Raw genomic sequence first — 22,329 nt, forward strand, 5'->3', positions numbered from 1 at the left:
TATCGGCTTCGGGGCCATTCCTGCTTGCTGCGGCAAGTCGACACAAAGCGAGACGAACCGAACAATGCGCATTCTGGTGGCCGCCCTGTTGGCGGGCGGAGCTGTGGGCGGTTGGCTGGGTGTGGCGAATTTGCCGTCGGCGCTGGCGACCTCGTCCTGCGCCGAACTGGGCGGGTCGGTGGAGTCCGGGCAGTTGTGCCACGTCCACTCCTCGACGGCCAATTACACGCTGGACATGAAGTTTCCGGTCGACTACCCCGACCAGCAGACACTGACCGACTACCTGGTGCAGAACCGGGACGGGTTCCTGACGGTGGCCAAATCCCCCGGCTCGCGGGACATGCCCTACGAGATGGACGCCATCTCCGAGCAGCACCGTTCCGGCCAGCCGCCCAAGGGCACGCAGAGCGTCGTGCTGAAGATCTTCCAGGACCTCGGGGGCCCGCAGCCCTCCACCTGGTACCAGTCCTTCAACTACGACCTGGCGGCGCGCAAGCCGATCACCTTCGACACGCTGTTCGCGCCGGGCAGCAAGCCGCTGGACACGATCTTTCCGGTGGTGCAACGAGACCTCGAGCGCCAGACCGGGGTCCCGGCGATCCTGATCTCCGCGGGTTCGGGGATGGACCCGTCGCACTACCAGAACTTCGCCATCACCAACGACGAGGTGATCTTCTACTTCGCGCCCGGCGAACTGCTGCCGATGAGCGCGGGGGCCACCTCGGTCAAGGTGCCGCGCACCGCGTTGCCGCCGCTGGCGATCTGAGCGGTCGGCTACACCGGGGCGAAGCTGAAGACCTGCCCGGCGCTGGTGGTGACCACCACCCGTTGGTCGCGGCCCACCGACACCCCGAGCGGGAAGCCGCGCGATTCGGGCAGCGGATAGCTGTTGACGCTGTGGCCGTCGTCGGGGTCGAACACCAGCAGTGACAAACCGGCCGGGCCGACACTGGTGCCGGCGGCGACGGTGTAGCCGACTTTGCCGGCCAGGCTCGACGACGACAGCGGCGTGACGTCGTCACGGCGCCACACCTGCTCGGCGTAGTCACCGCGATCGGCGAACGCGACCAGTTCGGTCTCCGGCCCGCCGCCTGCCACGATCAGCCCACCGGGGGTCACCGCCGGCGGTGTCTGGGCCAGGAACTTCAGCGGCACCGACCATTTCGCCTTGCCGTCGGCCGCGTCGATCGCCCACAGCCGCTGGTCGCGTCCGTTGACGTAGACGGTGGCGCCGTCGGCGGACAGCACCGGGCTGGCCAGCACCCCGGCGGCGACCGCATCGCTGGTCCACTCCCGGGTGATCAACGGGGTGCCGCCCGGGTGGTACCTGATGCCGACCAGGCCGGACTCCTCGGCGCCCGGCTGCCACAAGCTCACGACCACGGTGTTGCTCGCCGCGGAGAAGGCGGGTGCGGCCGCCACCGGGCAGTCCGGCCTGGCGCCGTCGCAGTCGGACAGGCCACGCCGGAAGTCGGTGGGGTCGACGCCGTCCACCAGGTCCAGCGGCGTCCCGACGACCGTGCCGCGGTGGGCGTCGAACACCAGCACCTGACCCAGGTGTGTCACCACCAGCAACAGGCCGTCACCGAGAATCCGTGGCGTCGAGGGCATCCCGATCACCGGTGCGCGCCAGCGGATCCACTGGGTCGGCGGAAACGACAACATCGCCCCCGGCTGGCCGACGTAGACGTTGTCGAAGCCGTCGATGAGCGGGCCGAAGAACCCGCCGCCCTGATGCAACCGGGTGCACCAGCGCTGCCTGCCGTGCTCGGCGTTCTCCCACTGCATCAACGAACAACCGTCCTCGGTCTGCGCGTTGAGCACCAGCCAGCCGTGCGCACCCAGCGCCGGGCCGGCGCCCAACTCGCCCTTGACCGAGCGGGTCCAATCCAATTGCAGGTCCGTGGCCCCCGCGGTGGTGGTGTTGCTGCTGTTGGCGGCGTCGGCGTACTGGGCCGGCCAGCCTGCTGCGGGGGTGGCCTCCACCCACGAGTCGGTGTTGGCGCAACCGCCCAGTGCCACGGTGACCGCCGTCAGCGCCGGCAGCGCGATGGACGCCAGGACACCACGTCGCCGCAACACAGTGGCAATCCCCAATCACCGGTGAACGAGTCCAGGTGAGGGTAGCGCGTGCGCCCGAGCCGCTCGCGTAGGCTTTCCGGCCATGACGACCATGTGGGGTGCTCCGATCCACAAACGCTGGCGCGGTTCGCGCCTGCGGGATCCGCGCCAGGCCCGCTTCCTCACGCTGGCCTCGCTGCGCTGGGTGTTGGCCAACCGGGCCTACACCCCGTGGTATCTGGTGCGTTACTGGCGGCTGCTGAAGTTCAAGCTGGCCAACCCGCACATCATCACCCGTGGCATGGTCTTCCTCGGCAAGGGCGTGGAGATCCAGGCCACTCCGGAGATGTCGTACATGGAGATCGGTCGCTGGGTGCACATCGGCGACAAGAACACCATCCGTGCCCACGAGGGCTCGCTGCGCTTCGGTGACAAGGTGGTGCTGGGGCGCGACAACGTCATCAACACCTATCTCGACATCGAACTCGGGGATTCGGTGCTGATGGCCGACTGGTGCTACGTCTGCGACTTCGACCACAAGATGGACGACATCAACGTGCCGATCAAGGATCAGGGCATCATCAAGAGTCCGGTCCGGATCGGTCCGGACACCTGGGTCGCCGCCAAGGTCACCATCCTGCGCGAGACCAGCATCGGCCGCGGCTGCGTGCTCGGTGCGCACGCCGTGGTCAAGGGCGTCATCCCGGACTACTCGATCGCGGTGGGGGCGCCGGCCAAGGTGGTCAAGAACCGCAAGCTGGCGTGGGAGACCACGGCCGCCGAGCGGGCCGAGCTGGCCGCCGCGCTGGCCGACATCGAACGCAAGAAGGCCGCGCGTTGACGCTCGGCTGAACCGGCGGGATGCCCGCCGTTGCCGGGCCGCCGCCGCCCGCCGGTGGCCGGGCGCGCCGCTCCGGGGCCCGCCGCGGGGGCCGGTGCCCACCTGCGCCCGGCAGGTACCGTGGATGCGAAAGCGCACGCAGCAAACCCGAAGTAATGGAGGGATTTTGCAGACTTCCGCGACGATCACAGCTGAGCGGACCTCGGAGAAACGCCGGAATCCGGACAAGGGCTATATCGCGTTACTCGGTTGGAGTTTGAACGCCATCGACGCGGTTGACCGTTTTGATCGCCGCTACGTGGTCGTTGCGCCGGATTGGGCTGAAGAATACTGCCAGCAGCACGATATCCCCTATATCGCCTGGAATTTCGAGCGGCTCAATGAGCGATCGATGGAGATCGCCGAAACTCTGAAGGAGCGCGGCGTCGACGTCGCGATCCCGCTCTTCGAAGAGACCGTCGAATGGGCGGGGGCCATCAACTCCGTCCTGCTGGACAATCCGCGACTGCTCGGCCAAGCCATGCTGCTGCGGGACAAATCGCTGATGAAGCGTCGTGCTCAACTGGGCGGGATCCGGGTCGGCATCTTCGAGGAAGCCCATGACCGCGATGACGTCATCCGTTTCCTCAAGCGGGTCAACCAGACGTTGCTCAAACTCGACGGCGACCCCAACGACCCCATCCATTTCAAGGCTTTCGACAAGGCCGGCTGCCTGGGGCATCGGGTGATTCGCGCCCCCGACGACATCGACTCGATTCCGGACGAGGAGTTCCCGGCGCTGATGGAATCGCATCTCGACGGCTGGGAATTCGCCGTCGAGGCGTGGGTGCACAACGGAAAGATCCGCTTTCTCAACATTTCCGAATACGTCACGCTGGGCTATTCGGTGTTCGTGCCGGCATCGCCGGAATTGGAACGCTACCGGTCCCAGATCACCGCTCAGATCGAAAAACTGATCAAGACGTTCGACATCGATTTCGGATTCGTCCACCCCGAGTACTTCGTGACCAGTGACGGGGAGATGTACTTCGGTGAGGTCGCCTACCGGCCACCGGGCTTCAAGGTCTTCGAACTGTTGGAGCGTGTCTACGGGTTCAACGGCTACCAGGCCCTGGTGTTGGTGTTCGACCCGAAAACCACCGAGGAGGAACTCGAGCAGTTCTTCCCGCGCGAGATCGTCGACGCCGACGGCCACGCGGGCTGTTTCGGGGTGTATCCCCGCCGCCGGGTGGTCAGCAGGCTCGCCATCCCCGCCGAGACCGAGGACCACCAATACTTCGAATCGCACGAACTCGCCGCGCCGCTCGAAGAGACTGTCACCAAGCGCACCGCATTCGGCACCCACTGGGGTCTGGTCTACTTCATCGGTGAGGATCCGTATGAGATGCGGCGGTTGCTCAAGCGGCAAGAAGGGCTCGACTTCTACGTCTGAGGCGGCGGCACGCACGTGAGGAACCCGTTGTGACTGGGAATTCACCCGAGGGCCGGACGAACGGCGAGGCGGCGACCCTGGAAAGCCGCCTGAAGCGGCTCGACGACGCGACCAGGGCGCTGGCGGAGGCCGGTGCGGTGGGCAAGCCGGACCGGCTGCGCCGCGTCCTGGACGGGCTTCGGCTGGTACTGCTGCAACCGGGCGGCTACCCGGAGGTACGGGCCCGCAGCGCCGCGCTGGAGGAGGCCGGGGTGTTCCTCGGGACCGACTGGGCGTCGCCGCGCACCCTGCTGCCGGCGCTGACCACCGGTTCGTTGCGCAGCCCGAACCCGGACACCGTGGTGCTGGAGGCCGTCAACGAACTGCGGCTGCTGGCAGTCGCCAACGGCGACTACGTCCATCCGCTGATCACCGCGGAGCAGGCGCGGCACCATCTCGCGCAGGTGCTGGCGATCAACCTGTCGCTGCTGCTGACCCCGCCGACCGAGGCGGAGCGCGAACTGCAGGGCCGGATGGCCGGGCTGACCCGGGAGTTGTTCGGTTACCTGGTCGACGAGATCGGCTATGAGGGCGTGCTGGACCGGCTGGTCGACGAGATCTGGCGGATCCTGCGGCAGCGGCCCATCCAAGTCGACCAGATCAAGGCGATGATCACCCAGATCTCGATCGTGCGCGCCGATCCGGGCATCGACCTGGGCAGCGGTGCGGTGGGAACCGACCGGCTGATCACCAGCCTGTACGGCACCACCGACGGCTGCCGCGAGGACCCCGGGGTGCAGGTGTACCGCAGCCGGCTGGAATCGATGGACGAGCCGACCCTGCAGTACGAGGCCGCCGGTTTCGCGCGGTCGATGCACGACACCGGGTTGGTGTCGCCGTATCACGCGGTGCTGCTGCGCTTCCTGCTGGAGAAGAGCGACTATCTGATCGTCGAGGCGCTGGGCCTGTCCAGCACCGGCCGCGACAGCCTGCTGTGCTTCCACGATCTGGTGCACAGCCTGATCTCGAGCGCCGTGCACGTCGAGACGGCGCAGTGCATCTACGGGCTGGCGCTGCTGCTGGAGCGCGGCATCCTCTACCAGCCGCCGGTGGCGCCGTCGCTGTGGCGTCAACTGGCGCTGCCGGTCTCCAAACAGTCCCGGGAGCGGCTCACCCAGGTGTTCGGGCCGGCGCAGGATCCGCACACCTGGCTGCTGGCGGGGACGTTGTCGATGCTCGGGCTGCCCCTGGGCGTCGGGCAGGGCGATAACCCGACCTGCCAGGCGGCGCGTGCCCTGTCGATGTGGTCCTACAACGATCCCGACTATCTGCTGCAGACCATCGCGTGGGCGGCGCGCGATGACGAGATCGTCATGCACTTCGAGGGGCAGCCGATCTCGTCGATCGGCAGCGGTGAGGGAGTGGCCGCGCATCTGCCGGTCGACCTCGACCCGGTGTCGTTGCTGGTGGTCCCGCACCTGGACCGCGTCTATGCGGAGATGTTCCGGCGGTGCGTCGGTCGCGACGGCGACCCGCACCGGTGGGTCAATCCGGAGTTCCACGGCTGGTGGTCGGGGCGGGGCTTTCGCATCAATGTCGATGTCGAGACCGGGAATCTGGTTGACCTCGACGGGTTTCTGCGGCATTTCTACGCCGCCTACCACCCGTTCTACAACGGCAACCAACCGCTGATCCACCCGCAGCCGGCCGGTGTCGCCGTGACCGACAGCTCCGCACGCTTCGTGGGCTGGCATGCGATCACGGTGCTGCGGGTGAGCCTGGACCCCGAGGGCACCATGCGGGTGTATTTCTACAACCCCAACAACGACAGCGGACAGGACTGGGGCGACGGCGTGGTGGTCAGCACTGCCGGGCACGGTGAACGCTTCGGCGAGGCGTCGCTGCCGTTCGATCAGTTCGCCTCGCGGCTCTACATCTTCCACTTCGATCCGCTGGAACCCGGCGAGCGGGCCGCGGTCACCCAGACCGAATTGGATCGGGTACTGGGATACATCCAGCGCAGCTGGGGTTCTGCCCGAATGGCCGGGGCGGGCGCGTCCCAGGCGTGAGGACTCAGGGCGTCAGCTTCGGCAGCACCTGCTCGACCAGCAGCCGCAGGGCGCCCCAGCCCTCCTCGAGCGGCAGACCGCCGATCAGCGGATGCAGGGTCACGCCGGTACGCCCGTCGCGGCACTGCGCGATGAGCTGGTCCGGGGTCAACACCTCCACCGTGCCGGCCGCGCGCAGCTCGGCGATGGTGCGCGCCGAACTTTCGTTGGGGCGCGGCACGTCCGGCACGGACCAGGAGCTGTATTCGCGTGCCTCGTTGAGGAAGTAGTCACCGCAGCGGGCCCAGGCCCGGTCCGGGTCGGTGCTCAGATGGGTGACGGTGTTGCCGTTGGCCGGGCTGAAGACGAATCCCTGCTTGCCGTTTCGCGACAACTCGGCCTGATAGACGGCTTCGAGCTCGGGCATCGGCATCGGCGGCGAGAAGGGCAACCCGAACCGGGCCGCCCGGCGCGCCGCCGCGACGCTCATGCCGCCGACGAACAACACCGGGTGCGGCCGGGTGTACGGCTTGGGCGTCACATCGATCAATCGGCCGTTGAACCGGAACGGTTCGTCGCCCCACGCCCGGAACAGCACCGCCAGGGCTTCGTCCATCAGCCGTCCGCGCCGCCGGAAATCCTTGCCGACGGCATGGTATTCGGCCGGGCGATAACCGATCCCGGTTACATAGCTGACGCGCCCGGCCGACAGCTGGTCGAGGACCGCGATGTCCTCGGCGAGCCGCACCGGGTCATACAGCGGCACCAGCAGTGCGCCGACGCTGATCCGGATCCGCTGGGTGCATCCGGCGACGGCGGCGGCCATCAGCAGCGGGGAGGGCAACCAGCCGGTCTCCGCGAGGTGATGCTCCTCGCAGCCGATGGCGGTCACCCCGTGGGCGTCGGCGTAGGACGCCATCTCCAATGCCGCCCGGTAACGCTGGGCGTGCCCGGCGCCGGGCACATTGGTCATGTTCAGGCGCAGGGCGCTCAATAGCGGCATGAGACGGACCGATCACCTCCTCCGGCGTTACGGTAGCCCACGACATGATCGATCAATGGATTGCACCGCTGCCGACCTCGACCCCGGCTCACCGGGCGGTGCACTGATGGGCGGGCCCCCCGACCCGCAGGTGCTCGCGGCGTTGCTGGCGCTGCGCGAAGGCGCCGACGAGGTGCCGCCGGCGGCGATCGGCGACGTCATCACCCGCCGGCGCAACGCCGGCCGGCTGTTCAGCCACGTGTTGGCGTCGCGGCCACCGATCACCGGCATTGTGACCCAAGAGTTCTCGCTGGATTATGACGGCACCGCGATCGGGCTGCGCTGGTATCGGCGGGCCGCGGCCGACCAGCCCGGCAGCGCGGCGCTTTACCTGCACGGCGGCGGGATGATCCTGGACTGGGAACGCGTCGGTGGGCTTTATGACGCGGTGGTGCGTAGCTACGTCGCCGCCTCCGGCGTACCGATGCTGGTCGTCGCTTACCGGGTCGCCCCGGAATTCCCGTATCCGGTGCCGCTGCAGGACTGCTATGCGGCACTGCGCTGGCTGGCCGACCACGCCGGCGAACTGGGCGTCGATGCGTCCCGGGTCGCCGTGATGGGAGACAGCGCCGGCGGGGGACTGGCGGCCGGGGTCTGCCTGCTGGCGCGTGACCGCGGCGGGCCGTCGATCGCCGCCCAGTTGCTGAGCTACCCGATGCTCGACGACCGGACGTGTGCCGGCGGCCCGACGGACGGCGCGCTGCTGACCTGGGGCTACGACGACAACGCCACCGGCTGGGGTGCGCTGCTGGGCGGTCAGCCCGCAACCGGCTACGCCGCGCCGGCGCGCGCCGACGACGTGGCCGGGCTGCCGCCCACCTACCTCGACGTCGGCGGGCTGGACATCTTCGCCCCGGAGGACCTCGGGTACGCGCAGCGGTTGCTGGCTGCCGGAGTGCCCGTCGAGTTGCACCTGTACCCCGGCTGTCCGCACGCGTTCGACCTGCTGGTGCCCGACGCCGATGTGTCGCAACGGGTTATCGGTGACCGGGTGCGGTATCTGGAGTCGTTGTAGGCACCGTGTGATCATGCCGGGTGCCCGCCGGCATCGACGGCCACCAGATGCGGTCGCCGACCATGGTGAACAAGGCCGGGATGACCAGGGTGCGGACCACGAAGGTGTCCAGCAGGATGCCGATGCCCACGATGATGCCCAACTGGGTGAGCACGATCAGCGGCAGCACCCCGAGCACGCAGAACACCGCGGCCAAAACGATTCCCGCGCTGGTGATCACGCCACCGGTGGCCGCGACCGCGGCCACCATGCCCTCGCGGGTGCCCTGTTCGGCGGTCTCCTCCCGGGCGCGGGTCACCAGGAAGATCGTGTAGTCGACACCGAGTGCGACCAGGAACAGGAATGCGAACAGCGGCGTGCCGTTGTCGAGCGCGGGGAACCCGAACAGGTGGATACTGGCCCAGCCGCCCAGGCCCAGTGCGGCCAGCGCGCTGAGCACGGTCGCGGCGACCAGTACCGGCGGGGCGAGCGCGGCGCGCAGCAGGACGTAGAGCACCACCAGCACCACCGCCAGAATCGCCGGGATCAGTACTCGACGGTCGCGGTCTGCGGCGTCGCGGATATCGAGCGCCTGGGCATCGGCGCCGCCGACCAGCGCACCGGGGTCGGCGGCGCGGACTGAATCCCGCAGCGCCGTAACGGTGTCGAACGCCCGGGCGGTGGACGGTGCGGCATCGATCACTACCGACCACCGGGTCGAACCGGCCGGCGACAGCCCGGTGGGAGACGCCGACGACACCCCGGGAACCCCGATGATGGCATCGCGCAGCAGTGCGGTGCGGGCGGTGGAACCGATGACGACCGTCGGGTCGGATGCCCCGCCGGGGAAGTGCTCCGCCAGCGTCTGAAAGCCGGTCACCGAGTCGGCGCGGACCCGGAACTGCTCGGTCTGCGACAGGCCGATCCGGGTACCGAGCAGCCCGGTGGTCAAGACCGCCAGCGCCACCACCGCCACCGCGCAGACCGGGACCGGCCGGCGGCCGACCGCCTCGGCGATCCGCCGCCAGCCGGTGGTCGCCGGGCCGTCACCGATTCGGGGAATGAACGGCCAGAAGATGTTTCGTCCGCACAACGCCAGCAGCGGCGGGAGCACGAGCAGCACGAACACTGCCGCCACCACCAGCCCGCAGGCCGCGCAGATCCCCAGGCTGCGGGTGCTGGGAATGCTCGCCGCGATCAGGGTCAGCAGTGCCAGCACCACGGTGGCGTTGCTGGCCACGATCGCCGGGCCGGCGCCACGCACCGCGGCGCGCAGCGCCAGCCGGTGATCCGGTGCCCGCCGCAGCTCCTCGCGGTATCGGGAGATCAGCAGCAGTGCGTAGTTGGTGCCGGCGCCGAACACCAGCACGCTGGTGATCCCCGACGTCGAGCCGTCGAAGCTCACCCCGGCCGCCTCGGCGATCACCCCGCCCGCCACGGTGGCGACCCGATCGGCGAACGCGACGGCCAGCAGCGGCAACAGCCAGAGCACCGGCGAGCGGTAGGTGACGATCAACAGCAGTGCGACCACCAGTGCGGTCACCGCCAGCAGCGTGACATTGGCGCCGGAGAAGGCGTCGGCGATATCGGCGCCGAATGCCGGGCCACCGGTGACGTGCGCGGTGAGCTGACCGGGCAGTCCGCCGTTCACCGCCGTCCGCAGCGCCTGCACCGCGTCGCGGAGCTCGAAGCCCGACAGTGCGCCGTTGAGCGGCACGGTGGCGATCGCGGCTTTGCCGTCGGCGGAGACCGGCACCGGGGCGGGCCCGCCGGGCAGCGCCTGCGGGATCCGCTGCATCCGGTCGCGTGCCTGCCCGACCGCCGCCAGGTCGTCCGATGTCAGGGCTGAACCGTCGGAGCGGGTGACGACCAGGATCGCCGCGGCTTGCTCGCCCTGCGGAAAGCCGTGCTGCGCCGCGGCGACGGCGGCGGACTCGGAGGAGCCGGGCAGCAGTTCCGGCGACGCGGTGGCGTCGCTGCTGTTGCCGCCCAACGCCATCAGTGCGGCCGAGGCCGCGAGGATGACCAGCGCCAGCAGCCACGAACCACGGTGCGTGACTCCGGCCGAGATGCGGTCCCACACGGCGAGGGTTACCTGTCGGGTAGCGCGTGCTCGATGATCGGTCGGCGCGGCTGCGGCTCGCGCTCGCGGCGTTTGGCGGCCAGGTACACCTGCGCGGTCTCGTCGGCGACGGTGTGCCAGTCGAAGTCGGCGCTGAGCCGGTCGCGGGCGGCCACGGCGCGCTGCTGGGCCGCGGCCGGGTCGTCGAGCACCGCGCAGACCGCCGCGGCCAGCGCCGGCACATCGCGCGGCGGACACGACATCCCGGTGTCGCCGTCGATGACGGCCTCACCCAGGCCGCCGACGTTCGATGCGACCAGCGGGGTACCGGCGGCGGCGGCTTCGAGGGCGGCCAGGCCGAACGGCTCGTAGTGGCTGGGCAGCACGGCTGCGTCGGCTCGATGAAGCAGGTGCAACAGCTCCTCGTGGTCCAACCGCCCCACGAACCGGGTTGCCTTGAGTACCCGATGTTTCCGGGCGCACTCGGTCAGCCAGTCCTGCTGAGTGCCGTCACCGGCGACGGTCAGCGTGGTGCCCGGGTGGGCCCGGCGGATCCGCGGCAGCGCCGCGATCGCGTCGTGTACACCCTTCTCGTATTCGAGCCGCCCGACGAACAGCAGTTCCGGCGGTGCGGTACGCGGCCCGCGGCGGGCGAACGGCCACCGTGCGGCGTCGATACCGTTGCGAATCACGGTGGTTTCGGCCAGCCCGGGGCCGAACAGGTCGGTGATCTCGTCGCGCATCGAGGCTGAACAGGTGATCAGCGAGTCGGATTCCCGGGCCAGCCACGATTCCACTGCGTGCACCTGACGGCTCAGCGGACCGGAGACCCAGCCGGAGTGCCGCCCGGCTTCGGTGGCATGGATCGTGGAAACCAAAGGGACATCGTAGAATTCGGCCAGCGCGATCGCGGGGTGCGCAACCAGCCAGTCGTGGGCATGCACCAGGTCGGGTCGCCACAACGTCTGGCCGCCGTCGATCTTCAACGACAAGCCGGCGCGCACCATCGAGTGGCCCATCGCCAGGGTCCAGGCCATCATGTCATCGCCGAAGGAGAACTCGTGCGGGTCCTGGGCCGCGGCGACCACCCGTACACCCTCGGTGATCTCGTCCGACGAGGGGTGGGTGCTCGGGTCGGTGTCCGATGGGCGCCGGGCCAGTACGACGACGTCGTGCCCGGCGGCGGCCAGCGCCGTGGACAGGTGGTGGACGTGCCGGCCCAGCCCGCCGATCACCACCGGCGGGTATTCCCACGACACCATCAGGATCTTCACGTGGCTTGTCCTCGTCGTTGAGGTCGGCGCGGCCGCTGTGCACGGCGCGAGGGTGCGCGGAAACGGTCGTTGCGCGGCGTGTCGCGCCGGGCACACGCACGACCGCGCGGGAGGGGGGTCACCGTGGCAGCCTACGGGCATCGAGCGCGCCGAACAGACCGTCAGCGCGATTCCAGCCCTCGGCCAGGCGTTCGGCCACGTCGCGATGCCCGGATGCCAGCGCGTCGGCGATCTCCCGGGTGGCGTGGGCGTGCAGCTGGGCGCGGTAGCGGGCGTATTCGGCGGCGGAGTCCTTGCTCACCATGAACGGCCAGTCACTGGAGACGGTGAGCAGTGCCTCCCGCAGAATCTGGTCGGCGACCCGGTCGCGCGGATTGGGCCCCGACGGAGTCGCGGCAGCCGCCATCGCCTTGTCGAGCGCGCCCAGCGCGGTCTCGACCACCTCGCTGTTGAGCTGCACCAGGTCGGCGACCTTCTCCCCGGACCACACCTGCCAGTCCTTGCCGGAGCCCCACGAGCTCGGCGGCAACTCGACCGCGTCCCCGACGAACCCGGCGTCGATCGCGTCCGACAGCGTCCCGACGCGAATCCCGGCTTCCGGCAGGGCGCGTAACACCCGGGCCAGCCACTGCGGTCCCTCGTGCCACCAGTGGCCGAACAGCTCGGTGTCGAAGGCGGCGATCACGTGGGCGGGCCGGCCGATGCGTTCGGACTCGTCCTGCAGCCGGTTGCGGACCACCTTGACGAAGTCGGCGACGTGGGTGTCGACCGCGGCGTCGGCGCGCTGCGGGTCGTAGGGCGCCTTGTCTTCCGGGTCGACGTTGCGGCCGGTGACCCGCGACGGTTTCAGCCCGGTGCGATGGTCATAGGTGTGGAAATCCCGGTAGGCACCGTGGCCCGGGTAGCCCGACTTGGGTGACCAGACCCGGTAGCTGACCTGCAGATCACGACCGAATGCGATCACTCCCGAGTCGCCGACCGGGCGGCCCAGCGCGGTGTCGCCGTGCAGTGACGGCCCGTCGACCATGAAGTGCGACACTCCGGCGGCCGCGTAGCCGGCCTCCATGCCGGGGGCATAGGCGCACTCCGGCGCCCAGATCCCGGTGGGAGCGTGGGCCAGCCGCGTCCGGGTGTCGGCCAAGCCCTCCCGCAGCGCGAACTCGCGCAACCGCGGCGCCAGCAGCGGCTGGAACGGGTGGGCCAGCGGGCCGCCCAGCATCTCGACGGTGCCGGTCTGTGCCAGCTCGCGCAGCAACGGGCTGGCGCCGTGGCGCCACAGCAGCGCGAAGTCGTCGAGCGCCTGCTCGGCCCTGGCGCATTCGTGGTCGCCGAAGGGGCGCAGATCCGGCAACGTGGTGGCCTGGGTGGCGCGCAGTTGCCAGTTCGCCAGCCAGTGGTGCATGCCGTCGAGGCAGTACGGGTCATCGAGTTGGGCGGCGACCACCGGCGTCACCCCCAAGGTGAGCAGGTTGCGCCGCCCTTCGGCGGCCAGCGTCCGCAGCACCCGCAGCAGCGGCAGGTAGGCCGCCGACCAGGACTGGTAGAGCCACTCCTCGCCGACGGGCCAGCGGCCATGGTGGGCCAGCCACGGTAGGTGGGTGTGCAGCACCAGGGTGAACAGGCCCGGCGCCGAAGGCTTTTCGGTCACGGCCGCACCGCGATCGCGACCAGATCCAGGCTGTCGTCAATGTCGTGAGCTGTGGTGTCCGTACCAGCCGGGACCAGCTCGAAATCCGCGGTGCGCACCGCCGCCACATCGCGGGTCAGCGGTTCCGGCCACGGCGCATCGGCCAGGGCGCGTTCGATCTGGGCGTCGATGATCGACCCGCCATGTCGGGCGTCCATCTCGCGCAGCGCCGGGCCGTGAAAGACGCCGTAAACCCCGTCCATCACGAACCCGCCGTCGACCAGCAGTTCGGTCAGCTCGGCGGCGTTGAGTTCGCGGGTGTGGAACGGGTTGATCGGGGTGTCGCGCCCGGGGGAGAAGGTGATCCGGTTGGGTGTCGAGATCATCAGCAGCCCGCCGGGGCGAAGCACCCGCGCGCATTCGGCGATGAACTGCGCCTGGTCCCACAGGTGTTCGATGACCTGAAAGTTGACCACGACGTCCACGGCGGCGTCGGGCAACGGCAACTCGGCGAGGTTGCCCTGCACCGCTTCGACCCGCGGGTAACGGGCGGTTACGTGGGCCACCGCCGCGTCGTCGTAGTCCAGTCCGATCACCCGCTGGGCCACCTGCGCGATCAGGTCGGCGCCATACCCCTCGCCGCACCCGGCCTCGAGTACCTCCCGGTCGGCGCAGCGCGGCGCCAGCTGCTCATAGACCACCTCGTGACGGCGAAACCAGTAGTTCTCGACGTCGAGCCCGGGGATGGTGCGTTCCCCGGTCAGCATCAACGTGACGTCGCCGGGTGGGGTGCCGGCAGGGTCCCCGGCGGGTTTCGTGGATTTCATCGCACAGGCAGGCTAACGCGAACGCCACGGTCCGCGAACCGGCTACCCCGCAGTGGCCCTATCACGACCCGCTACTCTGTACAGGCGAACCGCACTAAGTTACCCATGAGTAACTCATCCGTGTGGCTGCGTGAATCGTGACCGAAGTCTTGTGGCCCGCCGCCGCAGGACCCCTTCGAGGAGGACGAACCACACTCATGACGAACATCGTGGTCCTGATCAAACAGGTCCCAGACACCTGGTCGGAGCGCAAGCTCAGCGACGGTGACTTCACGCTGGACCGTGACGCCGCCGACGCCGTGCTGGACGAGATCAACGAGCGGGCCGTCGAAGAGGCGCTGCTGATCCGTGAGAAGGAAGGCGCCGAAGGCACCGTCACCGTGCTGACCGCCGGCCCCGAGCGGGCCACCGAGGCGATCCGCAAGGCGCTGTCGATGGGGGCCGACAAGGCCGTGCACATCCTCGACGACGGTATGAAGGGCTCCGACGTCTTGCAGACCGCCTGGGCGCTGGCCCGGGCACTGGGCCAGATCGAGGGCACCGAGCTGGTCATCGCCGGCAACGAGTCCACCGACGGCGTCGGCGGCGCGGTTCCGGCGATCATCGCCGAGTACCTGGGCCTGCCGCAGCTGACCCACCTGCGCAAGCTGACCGTCGCGGACGGCAAGGTCACCGGCGAGCGCGAGACCGACGACGGCGTGTTCGCCCTGGAGGCCTCGCTGCCGGCGGTGGTGAGTGTCAACGAGAAGATCAACGAGCCGCGCTTCCCGTCCTTCAAGGGCATCATGGCCGCCAAGAAGAAGGAAGTCACCGTTTACACGCTGGCCGAGATCGGTGTGGAGGCCGACGAGGTCGGCGTCGCCACCGCCGGTTCCAAGGTGACCGCGACGACGCCGAAGCCGCCGAAGACCGCCGGTGAGAAGGTGACCGACGAGGGTGACGGTGGCACCAAGATCGCCGAGTACCTGGTCGGCCAGAAGCTCATCTAAGCGCCCAGACGAGAGACGGAAGTAGACAAACATGGCTGAAGTACTGGTGCTCGTTGAGCACGCCGACGGAGCGCTGAAGAAGGTCAGCTCCGAACTGATCACCGCCGCGCGTGCGCTCGGCGAACCGTCCGCGGTCGTGGTGGGCGCCCCCGGCGCCGCTGCGCCCCTGGTCGACGGACTCAAGGAAGCCGGCGCCGCCAAGATCTACGTCGCCGAATCCGACGTGGTGGAGGGCTACCTGGTCACCCCGACGGTCGACGTGCTGGCCGCGCTGACCGAGTCGGCGGCCCCGGCCGCGGTGCTGATCGCCGCCAACGCCGACGGCAAAGAGGTGGCCGGCCGGCTGGCGGCCCGGATCGGATCCGGTCTGCTGGTCGACGTGGTCGAGGTCTCCGAAGGCGCCAAGGTGGTGCACTCCATCTTCGGTGGCGCCTACACCGTCGACGCCGAGCCCACCGGCGACACCCCGGTGATCACCGTGCGGGCGGGCGCCGTGGAGCCGGCCCCGGCCGCCGGAGCGGGCGAGCAGGTCACCGTGGAGGTGCCCGCCGCCGACGAGAACGCCACCAAGGTCACGTCGCGGGAGCCCGTGGTGGCCGGTGACCGTCCGGAGCTCACCGAGGCCCCCATCGTGGTGGCCGGCGGTCGTGGCGTCGGCAGCGCGGAGAGCTTCTCGGTGGTCGAGGAGCTGGCCGACTCGCTCGGTGCGGCCGTGGGCGCCTCGCGTGCCGCGGTGGACTCGGGCTACTACCCGGGCCAGTTCCAGATCGGCCAGACCGGTAAGACGGTCTCGCCGCAGCTGTACATCGCGCTGGGCATCTCCGGGGCGATCCAGCACCGGGCCGGGATGCAGACCTCCAAGACCATCGTGGTGGTCAACAAGGACGAGGAAGCCCCCATCTTCGAGATCGCCGACTACGGCATCGTCGGGGACCTGTTCAAGGTCGCCCCGCAGTTGACCGAGGCGGTCAAGGCCCGCAAGGGTTAATTTCTTCTGTGTGAGCAGTAACGGCAAAGGCCCCCGCACGCCAGGCGTGTCGGGGGTCTTTGCGTCGGGCCCCGGGCTGGTGGGCCGGGGCGGCGAACAGCGCCAGCTCCAGGAACTGCTCGCCCGGGCCCGCGCCGGCGACAGTCAGGTGCTGATCCTGCGGGGCGAGCCCGGCATCGGCAAGACCGCCATGCTGGACTATCTCGCCGAGAGCGCGACCGGGTTCGAGGTGATCGGCACCGCCGGCGTGGAGTCCGACATGGAGCTGGCCTTCGCCGGTCTGCAGCAGCTGTGCGCCCCGCTGATGCCTTGCGCCGGTGCGCTTCCGGAGCCGCAACGTGAGGCGCTGCAGGTCGCCTTCGGGCTCAGTTCGGGTCCCGCCCCGGACCGGTTTCTGGTCGGACTCGCCGTGTTGGGCCTGCTGGCAGCGGCCGCCGGCGAACACCCGATGCTGTGCCTGGTCGACGACGCCCATTGGCTGGACCGGGTGACGGCGCAGACGCTGGGTTTCGTGGCGCGCCGCCTGGTCGCCGAACCGGTCGCGCTGGTGTTCGCGCTGCGCGAGCCGGTCGACGGGCTGACCGGACTGCCGAAACTGGTGCTGCGCGGGCTCGGCGACACCGACGCCCGCGAATTGCTGGCCTCCGCGGTCACCGGGCGCATCGATACCCAGGTGCGTGATCGCATCGTCGCCGAGACGCACGGCAACCCGCTGGCGCTGTTGGAGTTGCCCCGGGGACTGTCGGCCGCCGAACTGGCCGGCGGCTACTACCGGCCCGATGTCCAGCCGGTCGCCGGCCAGCTCGAACAGCACTTTCTCGCCCAGGTCCGGTCGCTGCCCGACGACACCCAGCGGTTGTTGCTGCTGGCCGCGGCCGAACCGGTGGGGGACCCGACATTGCTGCTGGCCGCGGCGCGGCTGCTCGGGCTACCGGCCGAGGCGCTGGCGCCGGCCGAGGCGGCCGGGCTTTCCGAGACCGGCCGGCGGGTGCGGTTCCGGCATCCGCTGGTGCGTTCGGCGGTCTACCGTGCCGCGGACCCGGCGCAGCGCCGGCAGGCCCACCGCGCGCTGGCCGAGGCGACCGATTCGGCGCACGATCCCGACCGGCGCGCCTGGCACTTCGCCCACGCCGCGGCGGCCCCGGATGAATCGGTCGCGGCCGAACTGGAGCACTCGGCCGGACGGGCCCAGCTTCGCGGTGGAACCGCCGCGGCGGCAGCGTTTCTGGCGCGGGCCACTGAGCTGACACCGGATGCCGCCCGGCGCGGCGGACGGGCTCTCGACGCGGCCGAGGCGATGCGGGCCGCCGCCGAGTTCGACGCGGCTGACGCCCTGCTGGACACCGCCGAGCTGGCGCCGCTGGACGACCTGCAGCGTGCCCGGGCGGCGCGGACCCGCGCGATGTTGGTGTTCGCCCGGGGCCGGGGCAGTGGAGACGCCCCGACGCTGAATCTGTCGGTACGGCAATTATTCGACGCCGCAGCGACTTTGGAGCGACACGATACCGTCATGGGCCAGGACGCGCTGCTGGAGGCGGTCAGCGCGGCGATGTACACCGGGCGGCTGTTCGGACAGGATGCGCGCTTTGCCACCGCGGTGTCACTCGCGGACCGGGTGCGGGCGGACCCGAACCGGGCGGCCGGCCTGCTGCTGCACGCCCTGGTCGTCCGGGTGCTCGACGGGTGCGCCGCCGCCGCGGTGCCGCTGCGGGCCGCGATCGCGGCGATCACCCCGGAATCCTGGTCGTGGCAGGCCTTTCCGATCGCCCACGAGGCGGTGCTGCACGAATTGTGGGACGACGAATCCTGGCACCGGATCGCCACGGACGCGGTGCGGGTCGCCACCGACACCGGCGCGCTGGCAGTGTTGCCGATGGCGTTGACCACGTTGGCCGGGGTGCATGTCCAGGCCGGTGAGTTCGCCTCGGCCAGGGCGTTGATCGCCGACGCCGGCGCCCTGACGGCCGCCGCCGGCCAGACCCCGCTGCGCTATCACGAACTGGCGCTGGCCGCCTGGATCGGCGACGAAGCCGAGGCGACCAGGCTGCTCGACGCGGCGGTGCGCTACGCGACGGTGCGCGGCGAGGGACGGGTGACCGCACTGGCCGGCTACGCCGGAGCGGTGCTCAACAACGCGCTGGGGCGCTACCAGGCGGCCTGCGAGGGGCTGGGCCGGGCCGGCGAATACGAGGACTTGGGGCTCTACGGGTGGAACCTGGCGGAACTGGTGGAGGCCGCGGTGCGAACCGACCGGCACGCCCTGGCCGCCGATGCGCTGGAGCAACTCGACGATCGAACCCGGGCCGCCGGAACCGACTGGGCGCTGGGGGTGCGGGCCCGGTCGGCGGCGCTGCTGCGTGACGGCGACGCGGCGGAAAGCCTGTACACCGAGGCGATCGAACGATTGGGCAGAACCCGGATCGCCGTGCAGCTGGCGCGCACCCATCTGCTCTACGGGGAGTGGCTGCGCCGGGAGAACCGCCGCGGTGACGCCCGGACCCAACTGCGGCTCGCCCACACGATGTTCAGCGGTTTCGGAGCCCGAGCGTTCGCCGCGCGCAGCCACCGCGAGCTGCAGGCGACCGGGGAGAAGGCCCGCAAGCAGCCGGTCGCCACCGGTGACGCGTTGACCACGCAGGAAGAGCAGATCGCGGAGCTGGCCGGCGCGGGACTGACCAACGCCGAGATCGGTGTGCAGCTGTTCATCAGCGCGCACACCGTCGAATGGCACCTGCGCAAGGTCTTCGCCAAGCTGGGCATCCGGTCGCGCCGCGAACTGCGCGACGCCCCGTGGCGCCGCTCCGCGCCGGGGTGAGACTACGGGTTTTCCAGGGTGCGGCCACCCTCGGTGCGGTGCCAGTGTCGAAGGCACACGGCAGAAGGGAAGGTCTAGCGAGATGAAAATCACTGTGATGGGCGCCAGCGGACAGATCGGCTCGAAGGTGGTCGCACTGTTGGCCGCCGCCGGCCATGAGCCGGTGTCCGCCTCGCGCGACACCGGTGCCGACGTGCTCAGCGGCCGGGGCCTGGCCGAGGCGCTCTCCGGCGCCGACGTGCTCGTCGACGTGGTCAACTCACCGAACTTCGACGACGACCCGGTGCTGGACTTCTTCACCCGCTCCACCACCAACCAGGTCAAGGCGGCCCGCAAAGCCGACGTCAGCCACTACGTGGTGCTGTCGATCGTGGGCTGCGACGGCCTGCCCGACAGCGGCTACATGCGGGCCAAGGTCGCCCAGGAGCGGATCATCACCGAATCCGGGCTGCCCTACACCATCGTGCGCGCCACCCAGTTCCACGAATTCGCCGAGGCGATCACCGCCTCACTGACCGTCGACGGGGTGGTGCGGGTCCCCGAGGGCCTCATCCAGCCGATCGCCGGCGCCGACGTGGCCGCCGCGGTGGCCCGCGCCGCGCAGGCGGCTCCGGCCGACGGGATCGTCAACGTCGGCGGCCCGGAGAAGATGACCTTCGCCGAGCTGGCCGCCGCGGCGCTGGCGCACCGCGGCGAGACCCTGCCGATCGTCGTCGACCCGGCGGCCGTCTACTTCGGCACCAAGGTCGGCGACACCGGACTGGTCACCGGAGCCGACGCGACGTTGTCCCAGACCCGCCTGACGGACTGGCTGGCGACCCGGTGAACGAGCTGTCCGGCCAGACCGCGCTGGTGACCGGCGGGACCGCCGGCATCGGCCTGGAGTCCGCGCGGCTGCTGGCCCGCCACGGCGCCACCGTGATCATCACCGGCCGGTCCGCCGGCCGCGGCGCTGAGGCCGCCGCCGAGCTCGGACCCGGGGTGCGGTTCGTAGCCGCCGACCTGTCCGACCTCGAATCGGTGAAAGCCCTTGTCGCCCAATGCGGCGACGGCGGCGTCGATATCGTGGTCAACAACGCCGCCAGCTTTCCCGGTGCGCTGACCGTCGAACAGGATGTCTCGTCGTTCGAGTCGACGTTCGACACCAACGTGCGGGGCGCGTACTTCCTGGTGGCCGCGCTGGCGCCGGGCATGCTGCGGCGCGGGCACGGCAGCATCGTCAACGTCACCAGCATGGTCGCCTTCAAAGGCGTCCCGGGAGCGTCGAGCTACAGCGCCTCCAAGGCCGCCCTGGAATCGCTGACCCGCACCTGGGCAGCCGAATTCGGGCCGCACGGCGTGCGGGTGAACAGCGTCGCGCCCGGCCCCACCGCCACGGCGGGAGTGGCCGCCGAATGGGGCGACGTCAACGACGAACTGGGCCGGGCGCTTCCGTTGGGCCGCACCGCGCAAGCGACCGAGATCGCCGAAGCCGTGCTGTTCCTCGCCTCGCCGAGATCCAGCTTCATCACCGGCTCCACCCTGCACGCCGACGGTGGTGGCGCGGCCGCCTGAATTCGTCACCGAGCGTGCACCGGCATGTCATGCGGTGATTGCCTGGGCGCCGCATGACTACGCGACCGTGACCGGTGTGAGCACTGGTTCTGTACTCATCGCGCCCGATCCCACCACCACGAACGACACCCCGCGATACTCGCTGCTGGTATCAGCCCAACCCGACCTCATCGAAGCCGCGCAGCGGCTGCGCTACGAGGTGTTCAGCACCGAGCCGGGATTCCGCCTCACCGGCTCCGCCGACGACCGCCCCGGCCTCGACGCCGACCGATTCGACGAATACTGCGAGCACCTGCTGGTGCGCGACGACAACTCCGGTGCACTGGTCGGCTGCTACCGGATGCTGCCGCCGACCGGTGCCATCGCCGCCGGCGGCCTTTACACCGCAGGCGAATTCGACGTCTCCGCGCTGGACCCGCTGCGGCCGTCGCTGGTCGAGATGGGCCGGGCGGTGGTACGCCCGGGACATCGCAACGGCGCCGTGGTGTTGTTGATGTGGGCCGGAATCCTGGCCTACCTGGACCGCTACCAGTACGACTACGTCACGGGCTGTGTGTCGGTGCCCGTCCACGGCGAGGGTGCGCCCGGCAGTCAGATCCGCGGTGTCCGCGACTTCGTCCGGCGCCGCCACGCCTCACCGCACCGGGTCACGCCGTATCAGCCGGTGATCGTCGACGGGAAGCGTCTCGACGAGATCGCGCCGCCGGCCCGGCCGAACCTGCCCCCGTTGCTGCGCGGCTACCTGCGGCTGGGCGCGCGGATCTGCGGCGAGCCGGCCCACGACCCCGGCTTCGGCGTGGGGGACTTCCCGGCGTTGCTGTGCCGAAGCGAGGCCGACACCCGCTATCTGCACCGGCTGCGGTCGGTGGCTGCGGTGTCCTCGCTGTCGTCAGCGGCCGACGGCCCCGCGCCGGCGTGACCCCGGCGGTGGTGCACCCCTGGGCGCCCCGGGGATTCTGTACGCCGGCGTGCGTGCGCGGCGGCGTGGCCCGGGCCTCGCCGGTGGTGGTGGCGTTGCGGCTGGCCCTGGTGGTGCTGCTGGCGCCGCTGCTGCCGCTGTTGGCGGTACCGCTGCCGGGCCGGGTGCGGTTCCAGCGCGGCTGCTGCCGGTTGGTGTTGCGCTGCTTCGGGGTGCGGGTGATGACCACCGGCGGGCCGGTGCGCAACCTGCGCGGCATGCTGGTGGTCAGTACGCACGCATCGTGGCTGGACGTGTTCGTCGTCGGGGCGGTCTCGCCGGGAACGTTCGTGGCGCGCGCCGACCTGATCAGCTGGCCCGGGATCGGGGCGCTGGCCCGGCTGATGCGGATCATTCCGATCGACCGGGACAGCCTGCTCGGGCTGCCGTCGGTGGTCGAGGCGGTGGCAGCCCGGTTGCGGGCCGGCCGCACGGTGGTGGCCTTCCCGGAGGGCACCACCTGGTGCGGTCGGGCCCACGGCCGGTTCTACCCGGCGATGTTCCAGGCCGCTGTGGACGCGTCGCGGCCGGTGCAGCCGCTGCGGCTCGGTTATCACCACCACGACGGGTCACGCTCGACTCTGCCGGCCTTCGTCGGCGACGACACCCTGGTGGCCTCGATGCGGCGAATGATCACCGCGCGGCGCACCGTGGCGCAGGTACACGTCGCGTCGCTGCAGCTGCCGGGGACCGATCGGCGCGAACTGGCCGCGCGCTGTCAGGCCTCAGTAGGTTGCCGGGTGGGGTGCCAGCCGCTGCCGGGCCGACGAGCCTGCATCTTCTGTTGAACCCGGCTGCTCGCCGCACCACCGGGCCGAGCAGAGCTGCCCGGTATCCT

18 protein-coding genes are annotated in these 22,329 nt (G+C 70.2%); 12 read left to right on the forward strand and 6 right to left on the reverse strand.

Annotated elements, in window-relative coordinates; all coding sequences use genetic code 11:
• Nucleotides 1-64: 64 nt before the first annotated feature.
• A complete protein-coding gene (locus AWC24_RS14885; protein ID WP_085086183.1) occupies nt 65-766 on the forward strand; it encodes an esterase in 702 nt (233 codons plus the stop codon).
• Nucleotides 767-774: 8 nt separating this feature from the next.
• Here the strand turns inward: AWC24_RS14885 and AWC24_RS14890 are convergent, their stop codons facing one another.
• Nucleotides 775-2,046, reverse strand: coding sequence for an outer membrane protein assembly factor BamB (locus AWC24_RS14890; RefSeq protein ID WP_109560527.1), 1,272 nt, complete (start codon nt 2,044-2,046; stop codon nt 775-777).
• A 118-nt stretch (nt 2,047-2,164) separates the two neighbouring features.
• Between AWC24_RS14890 and AWC24_RS14895 the strand changes: the two genes are divergently transcribed.
• The 3 genes from AWC24_RS14895 (at nt 2,165) to AWC24_RS14905 (ending at nt 6,382) form a co-directional block, all read left to right on the forward strand.
• On the forward strand, nt 2,165-2,902 hold the full coding sequence (locus tag AWC24_RS14895; RefSeq protein ID WP_085086187.1) for an acyltransferase: 738 nt from the start codon (nt 2,165-2,167) through the stop codon (nt 2,900-2,902).
• 391 nt (nt 2,903-3,293) lie between these two features.
• The gene (locus tag AWC24_RS14900; RefSeq protein ID WP_234807401.1) at nt 3,294-4,334 is read left to right on the forward strand and encodes an ATP-grasp domain-containing protein; all 1,041 of its coding nucleotides are present in this window, start codon (nt 3,294-3,296) and stop codon (nt 4,332-4,334) included.
• Between the two features lie 29 nt (nt 4,335-4,363).
• Nucleotides 4,364-6,382 (forward strand): hypothetical protein, encoded by a 2,019-nt coding sequence (locus tag AWC24_RS14905; RefSeq protein ID WP_234807386.1) that lies wholly within the window; start codon nt 4,364-4,366, stop codon nt 6,380-6,382.
• Nucleotides 6,383-6,386: 4 nt separating this feature from the next.
• Here AWC24_RS14905 and AWC24_RS14910 read toward each other — a convergent pair whose 3' ends face one another.
• Nucleotides 6,387-7,364: an LLM class flavin-dependent oxidoreductase gene (locus AWC24_RS14910; protein WP_085086189.1), complete on the reverse strand. Its 978-nt coding sequence runs from the start codon at nt 7,362-7,364 to the stop codon at nt 6,387-6,389.
• Between the two features lie 55 nt (nt 7,365-7,419).
• On the opposite strand from AWC24_RS14910, the gene AWC24_RS14915 reads away from it, so the two are divergent.
• On the forward strand, nt 7,420-8,418 hold the full coding sequence (locus AWC24_RS14915; RefSeq protein WP_109560489.1) for an alpha/beta hydrolase: 999 nt from the start codon (nt 7,420-7,422) through the stop codon (nt 8,416-8,418).
• Here AWC24_RS14915 and AWC24_RS14920 read toward each other — a convergent pair.
• From AWC24_RS14920 to AWC24_RS14935, 4 genes are all read right to left on the reverse strand, one after another.
• Complete coding sequence (locus AWC24_RS14920; protein ID WP_085086191.1) at nt 8,381-10,480, reverse strand: MMPL family transporter; 2,100 nt, start codon at nt 10,478-10,480, stop codon at nt 8,381-8,383. The two genes, AWC24_RS14915 and AWC24_RS14920, sit on opposite strands and share 38 nt — an antisense overlap.
• Nucleotides 10,481-10,488: 8 nt before the next feature.
• Nucleotides 10,489-11,733, reverse strand: a complete 1,245-nt coding sequence (locus tag AWC24_RS14925; protein ID WP_085086193.1) for a glycosyltransferase family 4 protein — start codon at nt 11,731-11,733, stop codon at nt 10,489-10,491.
• A gap of 118 nt (nt 11,734-11,851) precedes the next feature.
• Nucleotides 11,852-13,381: a 1,4-alpha-glucan branching protein domain-containing protein gene (locus AWC24_RS14930; RefSeq protein WP_085086195.1), complete on the reverse strand. Its 1,530-nt coding sequence runs from the start codon at nt 13,379-13,381 to the stop codon at nt 11,852-11,854.
• Nucleotides 13,378-14,187: a class I SAM-dependent methyltransferase gene (locus AWC24_RS14935; protein ID WP_085086197.1), complete on the reverse strand. Its 810-nt coding sequence runs from the start codon at nt 14,185-14,187 to the stop codon at nt 13,378-13,380. Before AWC24_RS14935 ends, AWC24_RS14930 begins: the two co-directional genes overlap by 4 nt.
• A 197-nt stretch (nt 14,188-14,384) precedes the next feature.
• Between AWC24_RS14935 and AWC24_RS14940 the strand changes: the two genes are divergently transcribed.
• The 7 genes from AWC24_RS14940 to AWC24_RS14970 all read left to right on the forward strand — a co-directional run bounded on the left by AWC24_RS14940 (nt 14,385) and on the right by AWC24_RS14970 (nt 22,279).
• Complete coding sequence (locus tag AWC24_RS14940) at nt 14,385-15,176, forward strand: electron transfer flavoprotein subunit beta/FixA family protein (protein WP_085086199.1); 792 nt, start codon at nt 14,385-14,387, stop codon at nt 15,174-15,176.
• Between the two features lie 31 nt (nt 15,177-15,207).
• The gene (locus tag AWC24_RS14945) at nt 15,208-16,164 is read left to right on the forward strand and encodes an electron transfer flavoprotein subunit alpha/FixB family protein (protein WP_085086201.1); all 957 of its coding nucleotides are present in this window, start codon (nt 15,208-15,210) and stop codon (nt 16,162-16,164) included.
• Between the two features lie 46 nt (nt 16,165-16,210).
• The gene (locus AWC24_RS14950) at nt 16,211-18,979 is read left to right on the forward strand and encodes an AAA family ATPase (protein WP_234807387.1); all 2,769 of its coding nucleotides are present in this window, start codon (nt 16,211-16,213) and stop codon (nt 18,977-18,979) included.
• Nucleotides 18,980-19,061: 82 nt separating this feature from the next.
• On the forward strand, nt 19,062-19,805 hold the full coding sequence (locus AWC24_RS14955; RefSeq protein WP_085086203.1) for an SDR family oxidoreductase: 744 nt from the start codon (nt 19,062-19,064) through the stop codon (nt 19,803-19,805).
• Nucleotides 19,802-20,533, forward strand: coding sequence for an SDR family NAD(P)-dependent oxidoreductase (locus AWC24_RS14960; protein ID WP_085086205.1), 732 nt, complete (start codon nt 19,802-19,804; stop codon nt 20,531-20,533). The genes AWC24_RS14955 and AWC24_RS14960 overlap by 4 nt, the downstream gene beginning before the upstream one ends.
• Nucleotides 20,534-20,609: 76 nt before the next feature.
• Entirely contained in the window at nt 20,610-21,452 is an 843-nt protein-coding gene (locus AWC24_RS14965; RefSeq protein ID WP_085087078.1) for a GNAT family N-acetyltransferase, read from the forward strand.
• Nucleotides 21,449-22,279 carry a lysophospholipid acyltransferase family protein gene (locus tag AWC24_RS14970; protein WP_407663413.1) on the forward strand — a complete coding sequence of 277 codons (831 nt, stop codon included), beginning with the start codon at nt 21,449-21,451 and terminating at the stop codon, nt 22,277-22,279. Before AWC24_RS14965 ends, AWC24_RS14970 begins: the two co-directional genes overlap by 4 nt.
• The last annotated feature ends 50 nt before the right edge of the window (nt 22,280-22,329 follow it).

Origin of the sequence: Mycolicibacter senuensis (assembly GCF_002101885.1) — a bacterium.
Lineage (GTDB): Bacteria > Actinomycetota > Actinomycetes > Mycobacteriales > Mycobacteriaceae > Mycobacterium > Mycobacterium senuense.

What these genes read in the sequence shown, in the direction of transcription:
- AWC24_RS14940 (WP_085086199.1), top strand. Translation starts at nt 14,385, where the DNA reads ATGACGAACATCGTGGTCCTGATCAAACAGGTCCCAGACACCTGGTCG.
- AWC24_RS14915 (WP_109560489.1), top strand. Translation starts at nt 7,420, where the DNA reads ATGGATTGCACCGCTGCCGACCTCGACCCCGGCTCACCGGGCGGTGCA.
- AWC24_RS14885 (WP_085086183.1), top strand. Translation starts at nt 65, where the DNA reads ATGCGCATTCTGGTGGCCGCCCTGTTGGCGGGCGGAGCTGTGGGCGGT.
- AWC24_RS14900 (WP_234807401.1), top strand. Translation starts at nt 3,294, where the DNA reads ATGGAGATCGCCGAAACTCTGAAGGAGCGCGGCGTCGACGTCGCGATC.
- AWC24_RS14935 (WP_085086197.1), bottom strand. Translation starts at nt 14,187, where the DNA reads ATGAAATCCACGAAACCCGCCGGGGACCCTGCCGGCACCCCACCCGGC.
- AWC24_RS14910 (WP_085086189.1), bottom strand. Translation starts at nt 7,364, where the DNA reads ATGCCGCTATTGAGCGCCCTGCGCCTGAACATGACCAATGTGCCCGGC.
- AWC24_RS14955 (WP_085086203.1), top strand. Translation starts at nt 19,062, where the DNA reads ATGAAAATCACTGTGATGGGCGCCAGCGGACAGATCGGCTCGAAGGTG.
- AWC24_RS14945 (WP_085086201.1), top strand. Translation starts at nt 15,208, where the DNA reads ATGGCTGAAGTACTGGTGCTCGTTGAGCACGCCGACGGAGCGCTGAAG.
- AWC24_RS14895 (WP_085086187.1), top strand. Translation starts at nt 2,165, where the DNA reads ATGACGACCATGTGGGGTGCTCCGATCCACAAACGCTGGCGCGGTTCG.